The sequence below is a fragment of the Gemmatimonadota bacterium genome (genome assembly GCA_021295815.1).
In the GTDB taxonomy this organism is placed as follows: Bacteria; Gemmatimonadota; Gemmatimonadetes; order Longimicrobiales; family Gaopeijiaceae; genus JAGWBQ01.
Genome location: JAGWBQ010000011.1, coordinates 57909 through 73649, shown reverse-complemented (window position 1 = coordinate 73649; position 15741 = coordinate 57909). Strand labels below are relative to the sequence as shown.

Below are 15741 nucleotides of genomic sequence, written 5' to 3'. Positions count from 1 at the left end.
AAGGACCGACCGGAGGTTGCGGGAACGGCGTGTCCGCTGTATTGCGGTTAGACTCTTGGGGCCGCGACAACGAGCGGAACGGCGTCTTCCTCGTCAATAGGGGCTAAGAACCCGAGGAACATCTGCGTCGCGGCCCTGTCATGCATCCGCGACCGTTTATGCTTGGCGGGCGTCACCTCCCCCCGGTAGATGTCAAAAAGCCGTTCCAGGGTAAGCGGCTCAGGCTCGGCATTGCCGTTGGGCTCATGGACCGCGAAGCCAGCGGCAACCTCGTCCGTTTGCCTCTTGGCCCGCGACCAGTCGCGGTGCCCCAGCGACCTCGTGAGCCTGCGCCCGTTCTCGCGCCACTCGATCTGGTATCGGCCGGTCTTGGGGTCGGCGAACACCCTCACCCGGTTGCGGTCCCATTCGCCGGCGCTGTAGCTGCGCCGACTTCGTTTCGTGCGTGCCATCATTCGATTCCTCTCGCGATGGACCGCACGATCTGCGCGAAGGAAACTTCGCACACGGCGGGCTTCTTGACCAGCGCGGGGAGATGCTCTCCGAAGCCGATCCGAAGGGCGGATTCTATGTGGTTCGCGGCCGTAGCGTGGGTGTCCGTTCGACATCGGGGGCGGCCCTTGCGAGCCGCGCCTTCACTTGGAGGGGGTACTTCGCGTGGAACTGCCGGGCGGAGAGCTCCGCAACGGAGGGATCGATCTCGCGGGCACCCGCGAACAGGTCCGCGTTCGAGACGTTGGGGTCTGCTTAGAGCGTCCGCTCCACGAACTCCATGACGGCCGCGCCGTCGCCGGATGCCGCGGGCGCGGGGTCAGGCTCCGGGACCGCTTTGCGCGACCGTGCGGGCCGCCGCTGCTCCGCCATCCGTCGCGTCACCGGCAACCGATACCTGGCGTGAAACTGTTGCGGCCTAAGCTCCCCTCGCAGGCGCCCGCGAACAAGGTCGCGTTCTTCACGCCGGGGTCCTTCTTCATTTCCTGTTCCACGAACTGCATGACGTGGTCAATAGGTTCCACGCTCCAGCCACCCAATCCGGACGAGATCATCCGATAGCCAACGGTAAGCGAGTTTCCGAGCAGGCGCTTCCCCAAACACGTCCAGGACCTCGTCCACAACAGAATAGTGCAACCACTCAGCAGCGTCGGGACGCAACTTGCGAAGGCGTGTAAGCTCAGCTCTCGACTCTGACCAATCGAAACGCCAGGGCTCCGCCACCAGGCAAATATCAACTCGACTAGCTTGCCCCACCGGAAGAGCTCGAAAACGCCACCCGATCGCGGGACCTCCAACCAGTCCCTTCTTGGACGATTGTGGCGGTAAGAGGTAGCCCTCGACTACTGCCGGAAGAAGAACAGACGTGGAGAGGCGGTCGCGAAATGAAGAGAACCATTCCGCGACGATGGACTCATAGATCTCCAACGCGGCGCGGAACACGCTCCTGGTGCGCTGGAGCAACTGAGCGTCGGAGTAAGCCGACCAGATCCACTGCCCTTGTCGCTGGTCCGGTCCCGGGTGGGGAAGCGGCAACTGAGAAGAGTGGGCCGCTGTGGCCTCATCTACAACAGACCAGATCATCGCAAGGTCGTAGGAGTTGCGACGGATCAACAGCTCGCCTGAGCGTCTCAGCCGCGACAGCCGTCGCTTCAAATCCTCAAGCTTGATCGGTCCAGCGTCGAAGTGACCGCGGTTGAGGAGAGCCAGGGCACCATACCATGCCTCCTCGTGTCGCGACGCGACCGCTGTTGAGCGCAATCGGCGGCTCTTCAGCAACTGGGACAGTTCTCCGGTGAGGCTCTCCAAGGCCCAGGGCCACGCCCAAGCCGAGTGACGTCCCGGATTGGCCTGCCGGTACATCGTCAACTCCGGTGGCGGAGAAATCGAGAAGTCTTGAGGAAGTTCGCTAACGGCTGGACGACCGGAACGGCCGCAGTACCACCCAACTGCCAGGCGAACACCTGAGTTCCGCGCCGCAACGGGACGCAGCTCGCCCGAACGCTGGAGAGGCGCTATCAACTTGGCTAAAGGGCCGAGACCGCTCACAAGAGCATCCATCGCTTGACGAATGCGCTCTGCAGCATCGGTGCCAGAGGCCGCAGGGACGGCATCGTCGAGGCCCCATTTGGTCAATCCTTCGCCGACGATCTGAGAAACGAAACCGGGATGCTCACGGGCGAGTGGAGCTAGGAGATCGGTAGCAGTGTCGTGATCGAAGAGGCCAGCCGCGATTACGAGCGCATACCGCCACCGATCTAGCATCGCTCCAGAGCGAGCAATCTCAGACAGCGAAACGAGTCCTTCTCCCAGGGCATGCGCCGAAAACCACTGCTGAAGAATCGGGAGAGCAAACTCCACCAGGCCATCATCCATCACCACAAGACCGGCGCTTGCGAGATCCTGCAATGCGTCAGGATCGCCAACCTCGTTGGTTTGAATTCGGCCCCCACCTCGCTGTGTAGTGGCGACCGCTAGCCGCCGGAGGATCGGCTGAGCCTGGCGGTCGTGAAGACCCGCAGCCAGCAGAGATCTGGCTACGAGTAGGCTGATTAGGTCTCCCAGGGAGCGAGGCAGCACCGGGTTCTGTTCGCGCAAGTAACCGCCCAGAAGAATGGCGAACAAAGGACGAACAATCGCTTCCTGGACGGGTTGGGGCCAGCCGGTGGAAAGTGCTGGAGTGCCGCCGCGTCCAGAAACACGCGTAACGAGATCGTCCGCCGCTCGACTGGATAGTGGCGGCAGCGGTCGTTCTTCCTCAATAGGTATTGGGACGGGTAACGCTCGACTGGTAACCAGCGCGCAGGAACCCGGCCATGTCTCGACGAGAGCACGGGTCTCGTCAAGGATCCTCAGGGCGTCGCCCACCCCCGCTTGTTCGAGCCCGTCGACGACCAGGAATACGCCTTCAATCCGAGGGTCACCAAGTTCGCTCGCGTGCTGGCGAACCGCAGGTTCAAGGGGCCCCTCGAGCATGTCAGCCTGGACAAATACCGGAATGGCCGTGGCTTGCCCTTCTTGTGATGCGGCGATGGCAGCTTGCAGCGCTCTTTCCGCCGCAAGGGACTTGCCGATCCCGAAATCTCCAGTGAGGAGGGAAATGGGATGACGGCGCGTGGGAAGGAGTTCTGGCGGTGCGCTACCGACGCGTGTCTCCTGCACCATCTGAAACGCAACATCCCTTGGCACTCCTGCGGCTTGCCATCGCGAAAGGCAACGGGCTCGCGATGCTCTACCCATTGACTCCAGCCTGGCCACTCGCCCCATGCCAGGAATGCCGCGATGGGCACGAATGGTGTCGTCACCCCACGTCATCAAGAGGGCTTGTCGCAGCCCCCCGCAACGGCTAGGCTCGATCCATTTGGCATGGCGACTCGCGTGATCAACCAGCGACTTGGTGGCATCCGACCACTGGTCTCTGGGGTCAACAATCACGATCCACAGTCTCCGACCGGCTGCGATAGCCTCCTTCACCTCGGCGGTTACTGGTTCAGTAGTCGGGGCGGTGACCAGCCAAACAACGAAATCCGCGTCCCGCACATGTCGGAGGTATCCCTTATCGACCGGCTCCGAGCTGCCAGGTGCGTACTCGAACGCCCACCGCTCGATCTGCGGAATCCCGTCCAGCACTCTGACCGTCTCGTTGCGAACTTCTTCGAACTCAGGTCGCATCACGCTTGAGACAAACGCCTTGAGCGGGCGTTCGCCGGGCTGAACCGGTGGAAGGGATTGCCTCCGTCCCCAGAGTCTCTTAATCCACGTAAGCATTCGAGGCTAGCTGTGGACTTCTGATCAGGGGAGGCTGGTTGCGCCGAACGAGGGCATTTCCGAAACACGGCGCCAAGCTCTGAGCTCCAAGGCCCGGCCTGCCGGGTGATCTTGGCATGTCGGGAACAAGGTTGGGAGGGCGGGTGCGATGCCCCAGGTGTAGTTGGCGATCCAGTTAAGGTTAGGCGCGGTCATGTGGGTCGTGAGTTGGTCTCTGTGGGGCTTCGCCCGCATCGCGCGGGGGAACACCTGTACGATAACGTACCGACTGTACCGGTTCCGGTTTTCTGGACAAGTGGACGGCTTAAACATCGCGAGCCCGGGCCGGGGTCATGTACCCGTGGCGCTGGAGAAGCCAGCTGTTGTTGTAGCGCTTGATGAAGGTCCCGATATAGTGCCCCCGGTTTCTCTGGACAGTAGTTTAGCAACCCATTCGGGGTCCAAGAGAGAGGAGGCACGGGATGTCTCGGAGTACGAAAGAGCAGGATTCGACGAAGAGCCGCGGCCGGCCGGGGAGCCTTCCGAAGCGGTGGAGCGCGCAGCGGAAGGCCGAGGTGGTTTTACGGCTGCTGCGGGGCGAGGACATCGGCGAGGTGAGCCGGGAGATTCGGGTTGCGCCGCCGGAGCTGGAGCGGTGGGCACTATACGGTGGTCCTGTCCGTCGCGCTCGTTCTTGCCTGGCTTGCGAGACGCGGTTCCGCGAAGACACTGCATCTGTTGTGGACGACGACCTTCTCGGTGCAGCTCGTGTTCCCATTGCTGAGACTGCTGGCCCCTTCGTGGGACCTTCCCAATCTTCCCGCCCGGACCACAGCAATCGAGTTCCATTTCCCAGAAGAGACAGCGAGCGGGCCATCAGCGACGGCTAATCGTCCCACCTCGGGTCGCCGACCGAATTCCGTGGCTCCAGTCCCGACCCAATACCTGCCGTTGCCTTCTCGGGCCGACGGTTCGGTCCCGATGACTCTCGCCGCAAGCGTGTTCCTCACCTGGGCACTCGGCTGCGGGGTTGGGCTCGCCTCCCTCGGCGTTGCCGCCCTTCGTTTCCGCAAGCTCGTGCGGGGGGCGACCCCGACACGTGATCTGGACTGGATACGGTCGATGGTATGCTCCGACACCGAACGCGCTTGCGCGGTGACGCTCGAATCCTGTCCAGTGCCGAGGTTTCCACACCCATGACGGGCGGTCCGCTGAGGCCCGTGATTCTACTTCCCGCGTCTGCTAAGAACTGGACGTCCGGCCGGCGCGAGATGGTCGTGTCGCATGAGCTGGTGCATGTGCGTCGACGGGATGCGCTGTGGCGACTCGTGGCCGGTGCCGTGGGCGGAGACATGAGCGAGGCTACAACGTTCCTCTTCCTTCACGCCCCCGCCCGCCCCGCGTCGTGGTGATCTCGACCGCCCCGAGCCGACCGGCGTCTCCGTAGCGGAAGAAGGCGTCGGTCGGGGTCAGCACCCGGATGCTGCGCACCTCGGTCGGTCTTTGCTCGAGTATGAGCGCGGCCACATCGGCAGGCAGGCTCGGAGAGAGGATGCCTGCAAACTCGCGATTGCTCGGCGGCGTGTAGATGGGCGTGCCGTCGAGAACGATCATGGCCGGATGGCAGCCGGTTCCGAGGTCGAGAACCTCCTGGACCGAAGGGCGGCGTCGGCTGGACTGCACGCAGAAGACGATGCTGCCGTTGCCGCCGCTCTGCTCGATGCGCAGCCTCGGCGGCGCCTTGGTCCGGAAGACCTCCAGCATCCTGTCGGTGCGGTCGGCCATTTCGGCTATCTCTTCCGGTCCGATGTAGTCGCCGCTACGTCCGTCATCGCCGCCGGGAGCGACCTTCACATCGATACCGGGCAGGGCGACCACGCCGGGCGTCAGATATAGCGCCAGGATTTCGCCGTCGACGACGGGAGCGACCGCGCTCAGCGCCTGGTAACCGATCCGGTGGGTCGACAGCACCTGCTCGCCGACGGGGACGCCGTCGAGAAAGAAGTAGCCCAACGAGTCGCTGAGGGCCGCGCGTCCCAGCTGAGGGAATTGGACGAAGACTCCTGCGATGGGCAAGCCGCTGTTCCGGTCGATGACCTCGCCTTCGACCCTCACCTGCCTGATGGTGACGGTCTCTTGGGCGGCGAGCGGGCCGGTGAGCGTCAGGGCGATCAGCGGAATCAGTATCCTCATGCGAATAAGCATAATCGACACCTGCCGATATGACAACGCCGCCCCCCGGGTTCCTCGGAACCCGAAGGGCGGCGCGTCGCCGGGTTCGCCCGAAGCGGACGAATCCGGGTCAGTGCATCAGGTCAGATCGTGAAGCACTTGGAAGAGTCCACGTTCTCGTTGACCTGGCACTCCTGGTCCGAGATCGGCAGACAGGAAGCCCGCCTCGCCACCGTGGTCTCGTAGATGATGCCGCCCCCGGTGAGATAGGGATGGTCCCAGCGGTGGAGATCCCACAGACGCCTTCCCTCGAGCCAGTTAGTGAGGCTGCGCTCGCGGTCGAGGATGTCCCATCCGTTCATCGAGGTCTTGTGAGCGCTCCGAGTCTCGGGATCGCCCGTGAGCGAACCGACACCCGTGACCGCTCCCGGATCGATGGGATCGAGCTCCCAGAATGTGCGCACGTCGTTGATCTTGGCGATGAAGGTGCCGAGATCGCCGTTCAGCAGAGCCGCCTCGGCTTCGATGAGGCGCATCTCCGTGCCCTTCACCACCGGAATGTCGTCGTCCAGGGTGGCGTACTTGTCCTGGCGGTAGTGCGGGGTGGTGCCGTCGGCTCCATTCCTGATCCCCTGCGAGCAGCCGTTGGCCGGGTCGTAGCAGTTGGTCCACGGTGTCCGCGGGTCGTTGGCTCCGACCGTGCCCGCCGTGGTCATGATCGCCGAGCTTTCCGAACGTCGGTGGGTCTCGTTGTATACCTGGCTCTCCTCGCGACCCGAGTTGGAGGAGTATTCGGCCGAGTACACGAAGTCGGTGGGCACCTGCGCCGCGAAGTTCAGCGCGTTCTGCCAGTCACCGAGCCCGACGTACACCTGCGCCAGAGTTCCGCGAGCCGCGTTCACGATATCGTCCGCACCGGCTCCGTTGCCGTGGCTGACGGCTGCGGTGAGCGCCGGGATCGCCCGGGTGAAGGCCGCCGAACGCGGCAGGGGTGCGCCGGTGTCCACCTCTCCGGCGGGACCGGGATTCTCATCGGTGTATGGCTTGCTGAACACGACTTCGCAGAAATTCTCGCCGAACCAGCGATTGGCCATGCCGGCGAAGAGGTACGCCCGTGCCGTGTTGGGGTTGTTTTCGAAGGTGTATCCTTCGATAGCCGCCATGCGGATCAGCCCGCCCTCGGCCACCCAGCGAGCGCGCTGGACGCCGTTCCAGTATCCGTCGGAATCCTCGGAGTCGAAGAGACCGCGGCGAAGCCGGCCGGTGGAGAAGTACGAGCCCGAGCCGACGAGCTCGTCGGTGAGCCTGGCGACCATGAAGGTGAGGTCGTCGTACGAGGCGGAGAAGTCCGAGGACATTCCCGTCACCAAGGCGTTGACGCCCTCGGCGGTGTTGAGGTCGTCGTCGAGAATCCTCCCGGGATTCTTGACGTCGAAGAGGCTGGCGTCGCACGCCCCCAGGCTGACGGCGCCGGCAGCGATCAGCGCCATGAAGGTGGCGCGCAGGTTGGTTGTCTTGGTCATGTTGCGTCCTCCTAGAAGTCAACCTTCACCGACAGCTGGAAGCTGCGGATCGGGGGAAGGTTGTAGTACTCCTGACGGAACAGCACCTCGGCGGAACCGTCCTCGAACGCCTCGGGATCCACACCTTCGTAGTCCGTGAAGGTGAAGAGGTTGCGGCCCTGGACCCGGAGGGTGAGGCCCCGCATGGTTTCGGGGAGAATGTCCTCGGGGACTCTGTAGCTGAGACTCGCTGCGCGGATCTTGAAGAAGTCCGCCGGCTGAGTCCACATGCCGTAACGCGTGTGGCTCCTGTGGCAGAGAGCGTTGTCGAGCGCGCTGAGAGTCTCGTCGATGCCGGAGGCCGGCGTGCTGCCGTTGGCGACGTGACGGCAGAGCGGCCATACGTTCCGCCGCGCGTTCTGGTAGGCGGTGCCGGACGAGAGCACGTGGCCGTACATCCCTTCGCCGAGGACATCGAAAGTCAGCCGATCGGCTAACGTGAGCGAGGTGTTCAGGCCGAGCTGACGAACGGGAGTCGTCGGACCCAGGCACTCTTCCTCGAACTCCGGCGCACCGATCGCTTCCGGGTTCTGCACGCGGTCGTGACAGAATTCGGGAAGGGCGTGGCCCACGCGAATGTAGTTCCGCCAACCGAGGTTGATGCTCTCCTGGCCGCCGAGGCTGACGACGTTCGAACGGATGTCGGACCATCTGCCGCCTAAGTTCCAGCGGATGGTCTCGGTCGCGATCACGGTTGCGTCGGCCATGAACTCGAAGCCTTTGTTCGAAACTTCGCCCACGTTCTCGAGCTGGGTTCCGACGAAGCCGCCGGACGGAAGCTGCCGCACGTTGACGAGAGCGTCGCGCGTCGCCTGATCGAAGTATGTCGCCTCGAAGCTGACCCGACCGTCCAACGCGGTGCCGTCGAACCCGAACTCCATCTCGATCGTACGCTCGGGACCGAGGTTGGGATTTCCGAGGTTGTCGGGAGTGACGGCCGGCTGCCCGTTGTCGCCCGCGACCGACTCCCAGGTCCGCGCGGCGGCGAAGAGACCGGGCGCCTTGCCGGACTCGCCGATCGCCGCCCGCAGCTTGAGCGAGTTGATGGGGCCGCCCCAGAAGGACTCGTCGGAGATGACGTAGGAGAGCGAGGCCTTGGGGTAGGGAGCAAGGCCGAAATCCTGTCCGAACGCCGAGTGACCGTCGACGCGCACGCCACCGGTGATGAAGAGACGGTCGCCGAAGCCGATCTGCTCCTGGAGGAAGAAGCCGCCGCTGGTGACCTTGGAGTTGTATTCGAAGGCCTCCGTGATGGCTCCGGACTCCAGAACCTTGGCGCCCGGACCGGCGAAGTCGTCGCCGTAGCCGTTCACGCCGGAGCTGAAGTTGTCGTAGAGCTGACCGCCCCAGGAGAAGGACGAGGAGATTTCGCCGAAGTTGGTTGCCCAGGAACCGGCGTAGTCGAAGGTGAGCTGCCTCGTGGTCCTGTCGTCGACCTCGCGGTTGCCGAGCGGGACGTAGAAGTAGCCCCAGGGCCGATCTTCGTAGTAGGTGTTGCGCGTCCAGTCGAGTCCGGTGTCGAGCCGGTGGATGATCCTGCCGGTCGAGTATAGGAAGTTGAAGCCGGTGACGAAGTGGTCGTTCAGGTTTTGGACGCCCATGGTAAGCACCTTGCCGTCTTCGTCGTTGGTGTAGTCGGATCCACCGCGGAAGATGTTCAGCAGCATGCCTTCGGCGTTGTTGCCGTCGGGGAGCCAGTCGACGTTCTTGTGGCTGTAGTAGCTGTTCCAGCGCACGTCCAACCCCTCGACCGGGGTGAAGCTGAAATTGCCGCGCACGCTGTAGGACCGCTGGCCCTGGTCAGGCTCGGTGTAGCCCGCGTCCGCGCCGCATTGGACCGCGCCTTCGACGTTCTCCGCGCAGGCCGCGCCGTCGAAGACGCCGCGGTTGTCGCCCCAGGAGGCCGACATGAAGTAGTTGACGTTCTCGGCTCCGCCGCGCACGGAAAGGTTGTAGCGCTGCATGTAGCCGTTCTTGAGCCACGAACCCGAGGCCGGACAGCTCGGATCGGCCGGGAACATCGGGTCGCCGCCCGGGAAGGCGTCGTTACCGGTGAAGTTGCAATTGTTGAGCCCGAGCCCCGTCGGGTTGATGTCGGCGGAGGGGCCGATGTGACCGAGGCTGTTGACGCCCTGGTCGATGCTCAGGCTCCACGCCGGCGCACCGGCTGCCCCACGCTTGGTGAAGACCTGGATCACGCCTCCGGCGGCCTCGGTCCCGTAGAGGGTGGTCGCCGCAGCCCCCTTGATGACCTCGATGCGCTCGATGTCGTCCGGATTGATGTCGTCGATCGGGTTGGTCTGCTGGTTGGCCTCGTCGGAATGGATTAGGCCGGTGGAACGCATGCGCACGCCGTCGACGTAGATGAGGGGCGAGTTGCCCTGGGAGATCGAGTTGTTCCCCCGCAGCTTGATCGTGCTGCCTGCGCCGATCATGCCGCCGTTTGAGAGAACCGTCGCGCCCACCGTGCGCCCCTGAAGGATGTTGGCTACCGTGGTCACCGGTTGAGCGGCGATGGTCGATTCGTTGATCTGGCTGATCGAATTGCCGATCTCACGCCGCCTGGCTGCGCCTGCGGTGCCGGTCACCACGATACCTTCGAGGCCGATCGTCTCCGAATCGATGTCGAAATCCTGGGTGACCGTGCCCCCGGCCGACACCGTGACCTCGGCCTCGGCCGTACCGTAACCGATGTAGGTGACGGTGATGGTGTGCGTCCCTGTCGGCACCGCCGGCAGGAGGTACCGCCCGACGTTGTTGGCCACACGGCCGATCGTGAGTGCGGGTATGCTGACCTGCGCTCCGGCGATCGGTTGGCCGGTGGCGGCATCCCTCACTACTCCCGTCACGGTGCCCACCTGGGCCTGGACCGGTGCCCAGGCTGCAGCGAGCGCCAACGCGACTCCAATGAGAGCGCGTCCCATGATCCGGGAGGGTCCCACTGCGAACTTCGTTCGGAACATATTTCCCCCGTTCTGAAGTTGAACCGTATGCCTGAAGGGAGCGTTCTGCCCCCGGCAGGCTCTTCTCCTCAGCGTTCGAAGAGGCGACGGAAGATAGCATTAAAACAGCAGCAGGCCAAACCACATAGCTACGCGGATACTCGGCGGGTCTTACGGGGTAGCCTCCGGTGTCCCGTGTCCCGCCCGCGCGGACGCGACGATCTCCACCCACAACCTGCGACCACATGCTCTTTCACGCGCACTCCGGACTACGCTACCTCGTCTTGCTGGCCGGTCTCGCGCTCGTCCTCTACGCCCTCTGGGCGATGGCGACCCGCCGTCCGTGGGACCGGACCATGCGCATACTTTCCGCGACCTTCACCGCCAGCGTGGACTTGAACGTGCTTCTGGGCGCGGTCATGCTCTTCACCCGGCCCTTCTATTCCCAGCTCATCGGTCACATCGCGACCATGGTGCTCGCCGCAGGTCTGGCCCACGTGGTGCCCATGGTGATGCGCCGCCGGCCGGCGGCGGAACGCACTCACCTGCCTTACGCCGCGGCGACCGTCATTGTCCTCGGGATGTTCGTGGCGGGCATGAAGGCGATCGACAGACAGGCGCTGCCCTTCCTCGGGTTCTAGCAGCCCGGCTACCCGCCCAGGAGAAGGCTCAGCGGCAGGGAGATCAGAACCACGCGTCCCCTGAACTCGTCGGTGCCGCCGAGATCGGTGGGATCCTGGCCGCCGCCGTCGAATCCCGCGACCGCGATCGCGGTCAGTCCTCCCAGCAGCGCCGCCGAACCGATCACGTTCGCGGCGACGTTGGTGCGGCCACGCTCGAGCAGCACGATCGCCGACAGGGGGATGGAGACCTTGGAGTAGGAGGCCGGAGTGCGCACGACCACCGAGATGGAGTCTTCGGACGCGTGGACGAAGTCGCCGGAGACCGACTGCGAACGGTCGTCCACGAACGCGAGCAGCCGCGCGACCTCGGAGTCGTCGATCTCGATCCGGACCTTGTCGGTCGGCTCGAGTTCGGCTACGGAGGTCTGCGCGTACGACACGCAGCCGCCCGCGATGACGATCGGGATGGCGAGGGCGATCAGCTTGATCGATGAAAATCGGTCCTGAGGCATGTTCCAATATTGGGCCGAACCGCGGCGCTGTCCAGCGGGCGGCGGCGACAGCGACGGGGCCTTCGCCGAAAAAGGGGCGATGAAGGAGCAAGTTCGGCGTGTGCGGGTAGCTCGCCGGGACGCTCGGGAAGCCGCCCGGGCGCAGAAGCCGTTCAAGTTCCGTGAGGGGTTGTCCACGGGCCGCTTCGCCCGAAGGGGGGGATCTGAGTGAAGTGAAGACAGCCGCCGTGACCGCAGCGGAGGCGCGCGCGGTGGCCGAGCACGCTCGCGACGAGAAACTCGTCCTCCCCAGTTTCGCCGCCCAGCTCTTTAATGGACGTTTCGATCCCACCCTCTTAAGAAAGGATCCTCCCGCCGACCCGAAGGAGCGCCGTCGCGCCGCCGCGTTTCTCGACCGGCTCCGCTCATTCGCGAACGCGGAAATCGACGGAGATCGCTTCGACCGGGAAGGGGAGGTGCCGCAGGCGATCCTCGACGGCCTGGCCGAGATAGGAGCCTTCGGCATCAAGATTCCGCGGAAGTACGGCGGGCTGGAGCTCTCGCAGCTCTCGTACGTTCGCGCTCTCGCCATAGTGGGTTCGCGCTGCGCCTCCACCAGCGCCTACCTCTCCGCCCATCAGAGCATCGGGGTACCGGCTCCCCTCATCAAGTTCGGCACCGACGAGCAGAAGGAGCGCTACCTGCCCAGGCTGGCGAAGGGAGCGCTCTCCGCCTTCGCCCTCACCGAGGCCGACGTGGGTTCGGACCCGGCGCGCATGGCCGCCTCGGCGGAGCTTTCCGAGGACGGACGCCACTGGGTGCTCAACGGCGAGAAGCTCTGGACCACGAACGGTCCTCGCGCCGAGATCATCGTCGTCATGGCGCGGACGCCGCCCGGCCCGAGCCTCCCCAACCACCCGATCTCGGCCTTCATGGTGGAGACGGACTGGCCCGGCGTCGAAGTCACGCAGGAGTGCGAGTTCATGGGGATGCGGGCGATCTCCAACGGAGTCATGCGCTTCACGGACGTGATGGTGCCGCGTGAGAACCTGCTCTGGGAGGAAGGCAAGGGGCTCAAGCTGGCCCTGATCACACTGAACACCGGCAGGCTCTCGCTGATCGGGACCTGCGCGACCACGGGCAAGCTGGCGGTCGAGATGTGCCGGCGCTGGGGGAACGAGCGGGTCCAGTGGGGAAGACCGGTCGGAGAGCACGACGCCGTCTCGCAGATGATCGCCCGGGTGACGGCTTCGACCTTCGCCCTCGAGGCCGTGCTCGAGCTCACCTCCCGGCTGGCGGACGCGGGCAGCTTCGACATACGCATCGAGGCGGCCATGGCCAAGCTCTTCGCCTCCGAGACCGGATGGCGGGTCGTCGACGACGCCATGCAGGTGAGGGGCGGACGCGGCTACGAGACCGCCGATTCCCTGTCGGCGCGCGGCGAGACCGTCTGGCCCATCGAGAGAGCCCTCCGCGACATGCGCATCAACCGCATCTTCGAAGGGTCGAGCGAAATCATGCACCTCTTCATCGCCCGCGAGGCCACCGACTGGCACTTCCGAGCCGCCCGGCCGCTGCTCGATCCGCGCGCGGGATCGGGGCGCAAGCTTAAAACGGCGGCGCGGCTGGCGGCCCGGTACGCATGGTGGTATCCGACCCGCTTCCTGAGATGGCACGGCTGGCCGCGTTACCGCTGGTTCGGACCGCTGGCCGGGCACGCCCGTTTCATTTCCGCGAGTTCGGCACGGCTGGCACGGGAGATATTCCACGCCATGGCGCGGTACGGGGCAGGGCTCGAAGAAAGGCAGGCCGTGCTCGCCCGTCTCGTCGACAACGGCACCGACCTCATGGCCATGACCGCCACGCTGCTCCATGCGCGGCGGGTGAGCGCACGGGGCGACAAGGGAGCGGAGGCGCTCGCGGACATTTTCTGCCGGAGGGCGCGTTCCCGCATAGAGGGCCGCTTCGCGACGCTCTTCGACAACGACGACCTCGCCGCGAACCAAGTGGCGCGCCGGACGCTCGCCGGAGAGTTCGGGTGGCTCGAAGAGGGCGGAACTGAGTGACCGGCCCGGCTTCATGGACGCTCGCCGGGCGTCTCTACGCCTTCGCGGTTCTGTGGACCGTCGGCCTGATCACGCTCGGCAGCGTCGTGCATGCCACAGGCTCGAGCCTGGCCTGTCCGGATTGGCCGCTCTGCTTCGGACAGGTGATGCCGCGCATGGTCGGCGGGGTGTTCTGGGAGCACCTGCACCGGTTGGTCGCCGGCGGGCTGATCGTCATTTGGGGAATCGCGATCTGGGCGCTACGCTCGCAGGGGGGGGGAGGGGGCGCGATCGAACGGCTGAGCTGGCTGGGCTTGGGGCTCCTGCTCGTTCAGGCGGTCTTCGGCGGCCTCACCGTCATCTACCGTTTGCCCGACGCGGTCTCGACGACCCACCTCGGCCTCGCGTTCGTCTTCCTGGCGCTGGCCTTCGTGGTCGCGTCGGCTACCGGCCGGTGGACGGGACGTCCGTCAGGGGAAGAACCGGCCGACGACCCGCAGGCGGATCGGGTTTCCCGGGCGGCCTTGTGGGTCGCGATACTCGTCTTCGTCCAGTCGCTGTCCGGGGCCCTCGTGCGCCACATGGACGCGGGCACCGCCTGTCCCGACTTCCCTCTCTGCCAAGGGAGAGTGATTCCGGTCTTCGCCGACCCTCTGGTCACCGTCCACTTCATCCATCGTCTGCTCGCGCTCGCCGTGCTGGTGGCTGTGGCATGGCTGGCGCGGCGGGTGGCGAAGAGGACGCCGGCGGATGCGAAGTGGGGCTGGACCGCTTTCGGTCTCGTGGCCGCGCAGGTCCTCCTCGGGATCTTCTCCGTCCTTGCCCGCCTCAGCGTGGAGCTGGTCTCGGCGCACACGCTGGGGGCAGCGCTGCTCTTGCTCTGCCTGGTCAGACTCGCTCGACTCGACACCCTCATGGACGACGGCCCTGGAAATCGCCGTCGGGCCGTCGGGGCCGCCAATTGAAAGGGAGCCGGCCAACATGGACTCGCAGACGCTCGGCGACGGCCTCGCCTTCCTGAACGCCCTGCTCAACGCGACCAGCGCATGTGCGCTGTTCGTCGGGTACCGCTCAGTACGACGGCGACGCCTCCATGCGCATCGGACGGCGATGGTCGTCGCGGTAGGCTCTTCCGCGATCTTCCTGCTCTCCTATGTGACCCGCTTTCTGGTGACCGGCACTCACGAGGTCGATGCCGAGGGTGCGGCGAAGACCGTCTATCTCGTAATCCTATTCTCGCACATGGCCCTGGCGACGGTGGTCGTACCCCTCGTGGCGAGGCTGCTTTTTCTCGTCGGGCGGCGGCGATTCCGCGCTCACGCCGCTCTCGCGCGCTGGACCTTGCCGGTGTGGGCGTACGTGTCGGTGACCGGGCTCGTCGTCTACGTCCTGCTGTACCATGTGTTCGGGTACCGGTAGGGATCGGCCTTCACCCACCGACGCTCAGCCGCTCTCGGCTCTCGCTCGAGTTTCGCCGCAGGCCGCTAGTAGAGACGCCAGCTTTTTTGTCTACCGGTCCCCGCTTTTACTGGCCTTCGCCTTACCGTAAAGCAGGACGCCGCCGACAACTGCGGCTGTAAGGAGGACCTGGAACCCGATTCCCACTACCCAAGGATAATCGAAGTACGCCGCCATCAAGAGGGTGACCGCCGTAGCCCCCAGGGTCCAGCCAACGACGCTCAACTTTTCGGCCCAGGCCTCGGCTCGCTCGGACATTTATCTCCCCTCCCCTATCAGCTCAATGGCACCGCGTATCTCCGTGTGGCGAGTGGCAGGAGGATCGCCGCCAAGAAAGTGCGGGGGGCGCTTCGGGATACCGACCATGGTTAGGGCCTTTAAACTTGATGAGGAATACGGTCACCGAACAAATATGGGCCGCCGTCGCCAACCGCGCAAGACCTGACTGAACATACGCGGAATCGGCACGGAGCAGGACCTTCAGCCAGGGCCACTCCTGGCGGAGCCGGGCGAGGATGCGGCCAAGCGGTCCGGTCACCCCTCCGGCCGGGTCGGCGTTGCCGGGCCTGAGCAGGGCAAAGGGGCGGGCGTCCGCCGCAGGTGATGTACAGCGGCAGGAAGCAGTAGTGGTGGTAGGTGCGTGCTCAAGCCGGCTCAGCGTGCTCTTGCCCTCCGGTGGCGTACACCCTTTCCGGCGTGCCTCGAGTCAT

The 15741-nt window shown here is 65.0% G+C and carries 13 protein-coding genes; 5 read left to right on the top strand and 8 right to left on the bottom strand.

All coding sequences use genetic code 11. The annotated features are described in order from the left end of the window. Nucleotides 1-47: 47 nt before the first annotated feature. Nucleotides 48-455 (bottom strand): hypothetical protein, encoded by a 408-nt coding sequence (locus J4G12_06205; GenBank protein ID MCE2455401.1) that lies wholly within the window; start codon nt 453-455, stop codon nt 48-50. A 547-nt stretch (nt 456-1002) separates the two neighbouring features. Continuing rightward, nucleotides 1003-3663, bottom strand: a complete 2661-nt coding sequence (locus tag J4G12_06200) for a hypothetical protein (protein ID MCE2455400.1) — start codon at nt 3661-3663, stop codon at nt 1003-1005. Nucleotides 3664-4865: 1202 nt separating this feature from the next. On the opposite strand from J4G12_06200, the gene J4G12_06195 reads away from it, so the two are divergent. Then, nucleotides 4866-5150 (top strand): hypothetical protein, encoded by a 285-nt coding sequence (locus tag J4G12_06195; GenBank protein ID MCE2455399.1) that lies wholly within the window; start codon nt 4866-4868, stop codon nt 5148-5150. Here the strand turns inward: J4G12_06195 and J4G12_06190 are convergent. The 3 genes from J4G12_06190 to J4G12_06180 form a co-directional block, all read right to left on the bottom strand. Next, the gene (locus J4G12_06190) at nt 5101-5931 is read right to left on the bottom strand and encodes a carboxypeptidase-like regulatory domain-containing protein (GenBank protein ID MCE2455398.1); all 831 of its coding nucleotides are present in this window, start codon (nt 5929-5931) and stop codon (nt 5101-5103) included. The two genes, J4G12_06195 and J4G12_06190, sit on opposite strands and share 50 nt — an antisense overlap. Nucleotides 5932-6053: 122 nt before the next feature. Continuing rightward, entirely contained in the window at nt 6054-7433 is a 1380-nt protein-coding gene (locus tag J4G12_06185) for a RagB/SusD family nutrient uptake outer membrane protein (protein MCE2455397.1), read from the bottom strand. An 11-nt stretch (nt 7434-7444) separates the two neighbouring features. Further along, nucleotides 7445-10435, bottom strand: a complete 2991-nt coding sequence (locus tag J4G12_06180; GenBank protein ID MCE2455396.1) for a TonB-dependent receptor — start codon at nt 10433-10435, stop codon at nt 7445-7447. Between the two features lie 224 nt (nt 10436-10659). Here J4G12_06180 and J4G12_06175 point away from each other — a divergent pair, with 224 nt between their 5' ends. Continuing rightward, nucleotides 10660-11055 carry a hypothetical protein gene (locus J4G12_06175; GenBank protein MCE2455395.1) on the top strand — a complete coding sequence of 132 codons (396 nt, stop codon included), beginning with the start codon at nt 10660-10662 and terminating at the stop codon, nt 11053-11055. Between the two features lie 8 nt (nt 11056-11063). On the opposite strand, the gene J4G12_06170 is transcribed toward J4G12_06175, so the two are convergent. After that, complete coding sequence (locus tag J4G12_06170) at nt 11064-11549, bottom strand: hypothetical protein (protein MCE2455394.1); 486 nt, start codon at nt 11547-11549, stop codon at nt 11064-11066. Nucleotides 11550-11761: 212 nt separating this feature from the next. On the opposite strand from J4G12_06170, the gene J4G12_06165 reads away from it, so the two are divergent. The 3 genes from J4G12_06165 to J4G12_06155 are packed head-to-tail and all read left to right on the top strand — an operon-like array spanning nt 11762 to nt 14992. Next, the gene (locus tag J4G12_06165) at nt 11762-13594 is read left to right on the top strand and encodes an acyl-CoA dehydrogenase family protein (GenBank protein MCE2455393.1); all 1833 of its coding nucleotides are present in this window, start codon (nt 11762-11764) and stop codon (nt 13592-13594) included. Continuing rightward, nucleotides 13591-14538, top strand: coding sequence for a heme A synthase (locus tag J4G12_06160; protein ID MCE2455392.1), 948 nt, complete (start codon nt 13591-13593; stop codon nt 14536-14538). The genes J4G12_06165 and J4G12_06160 overlap by 4 nt, the downstream gene beginning before the upstream one ends. A gap of 16 nt (nt 14539-14554) precedes the next feature. Then, nucleotides 14555-14992 (top strand): DUF420 domain-containing protein, encoded by a 438-nt coding sequence (locus J4G12_06155; protein MCE2455391.1) that lies wholly within the window; start codon nt 14555-14557, stop codon nt 14990-14992. Nucleotides 14993-15082: 90 nt separating this feature from the next. On the opposite strand, the gene J4G12_06150 is transcribed toward J4G12_06155, so the two are convergent. Both J4G12_06150 and J4G12_06145 read right to left on the bottom strand, forming a co-directional pair. Next, nucleotides 15083-15289, bottom strand: coding sequence for a hypothetical protein (locus tag J4G12_06150; GenBank protein ID MCE2455390.1), 207 nt, complete (start codon nt 15287-15289; stop codon nt 15083-15085). Between the two features lie 22 nt (nt 15290-15311). Beyond that, nucleotides 15312-15569: a hypothetical protein gene (locus tag J4G12_06145; GenBank protein ID MCE2455389.1), complete on the bottom strand. Its 258-nt coding sequence runs from the start codon at nt 15567-15569 to the stop codon at nt 15312-15314. Nucleotides 15570-15741 lie beyond the last annotated feature (172 nt).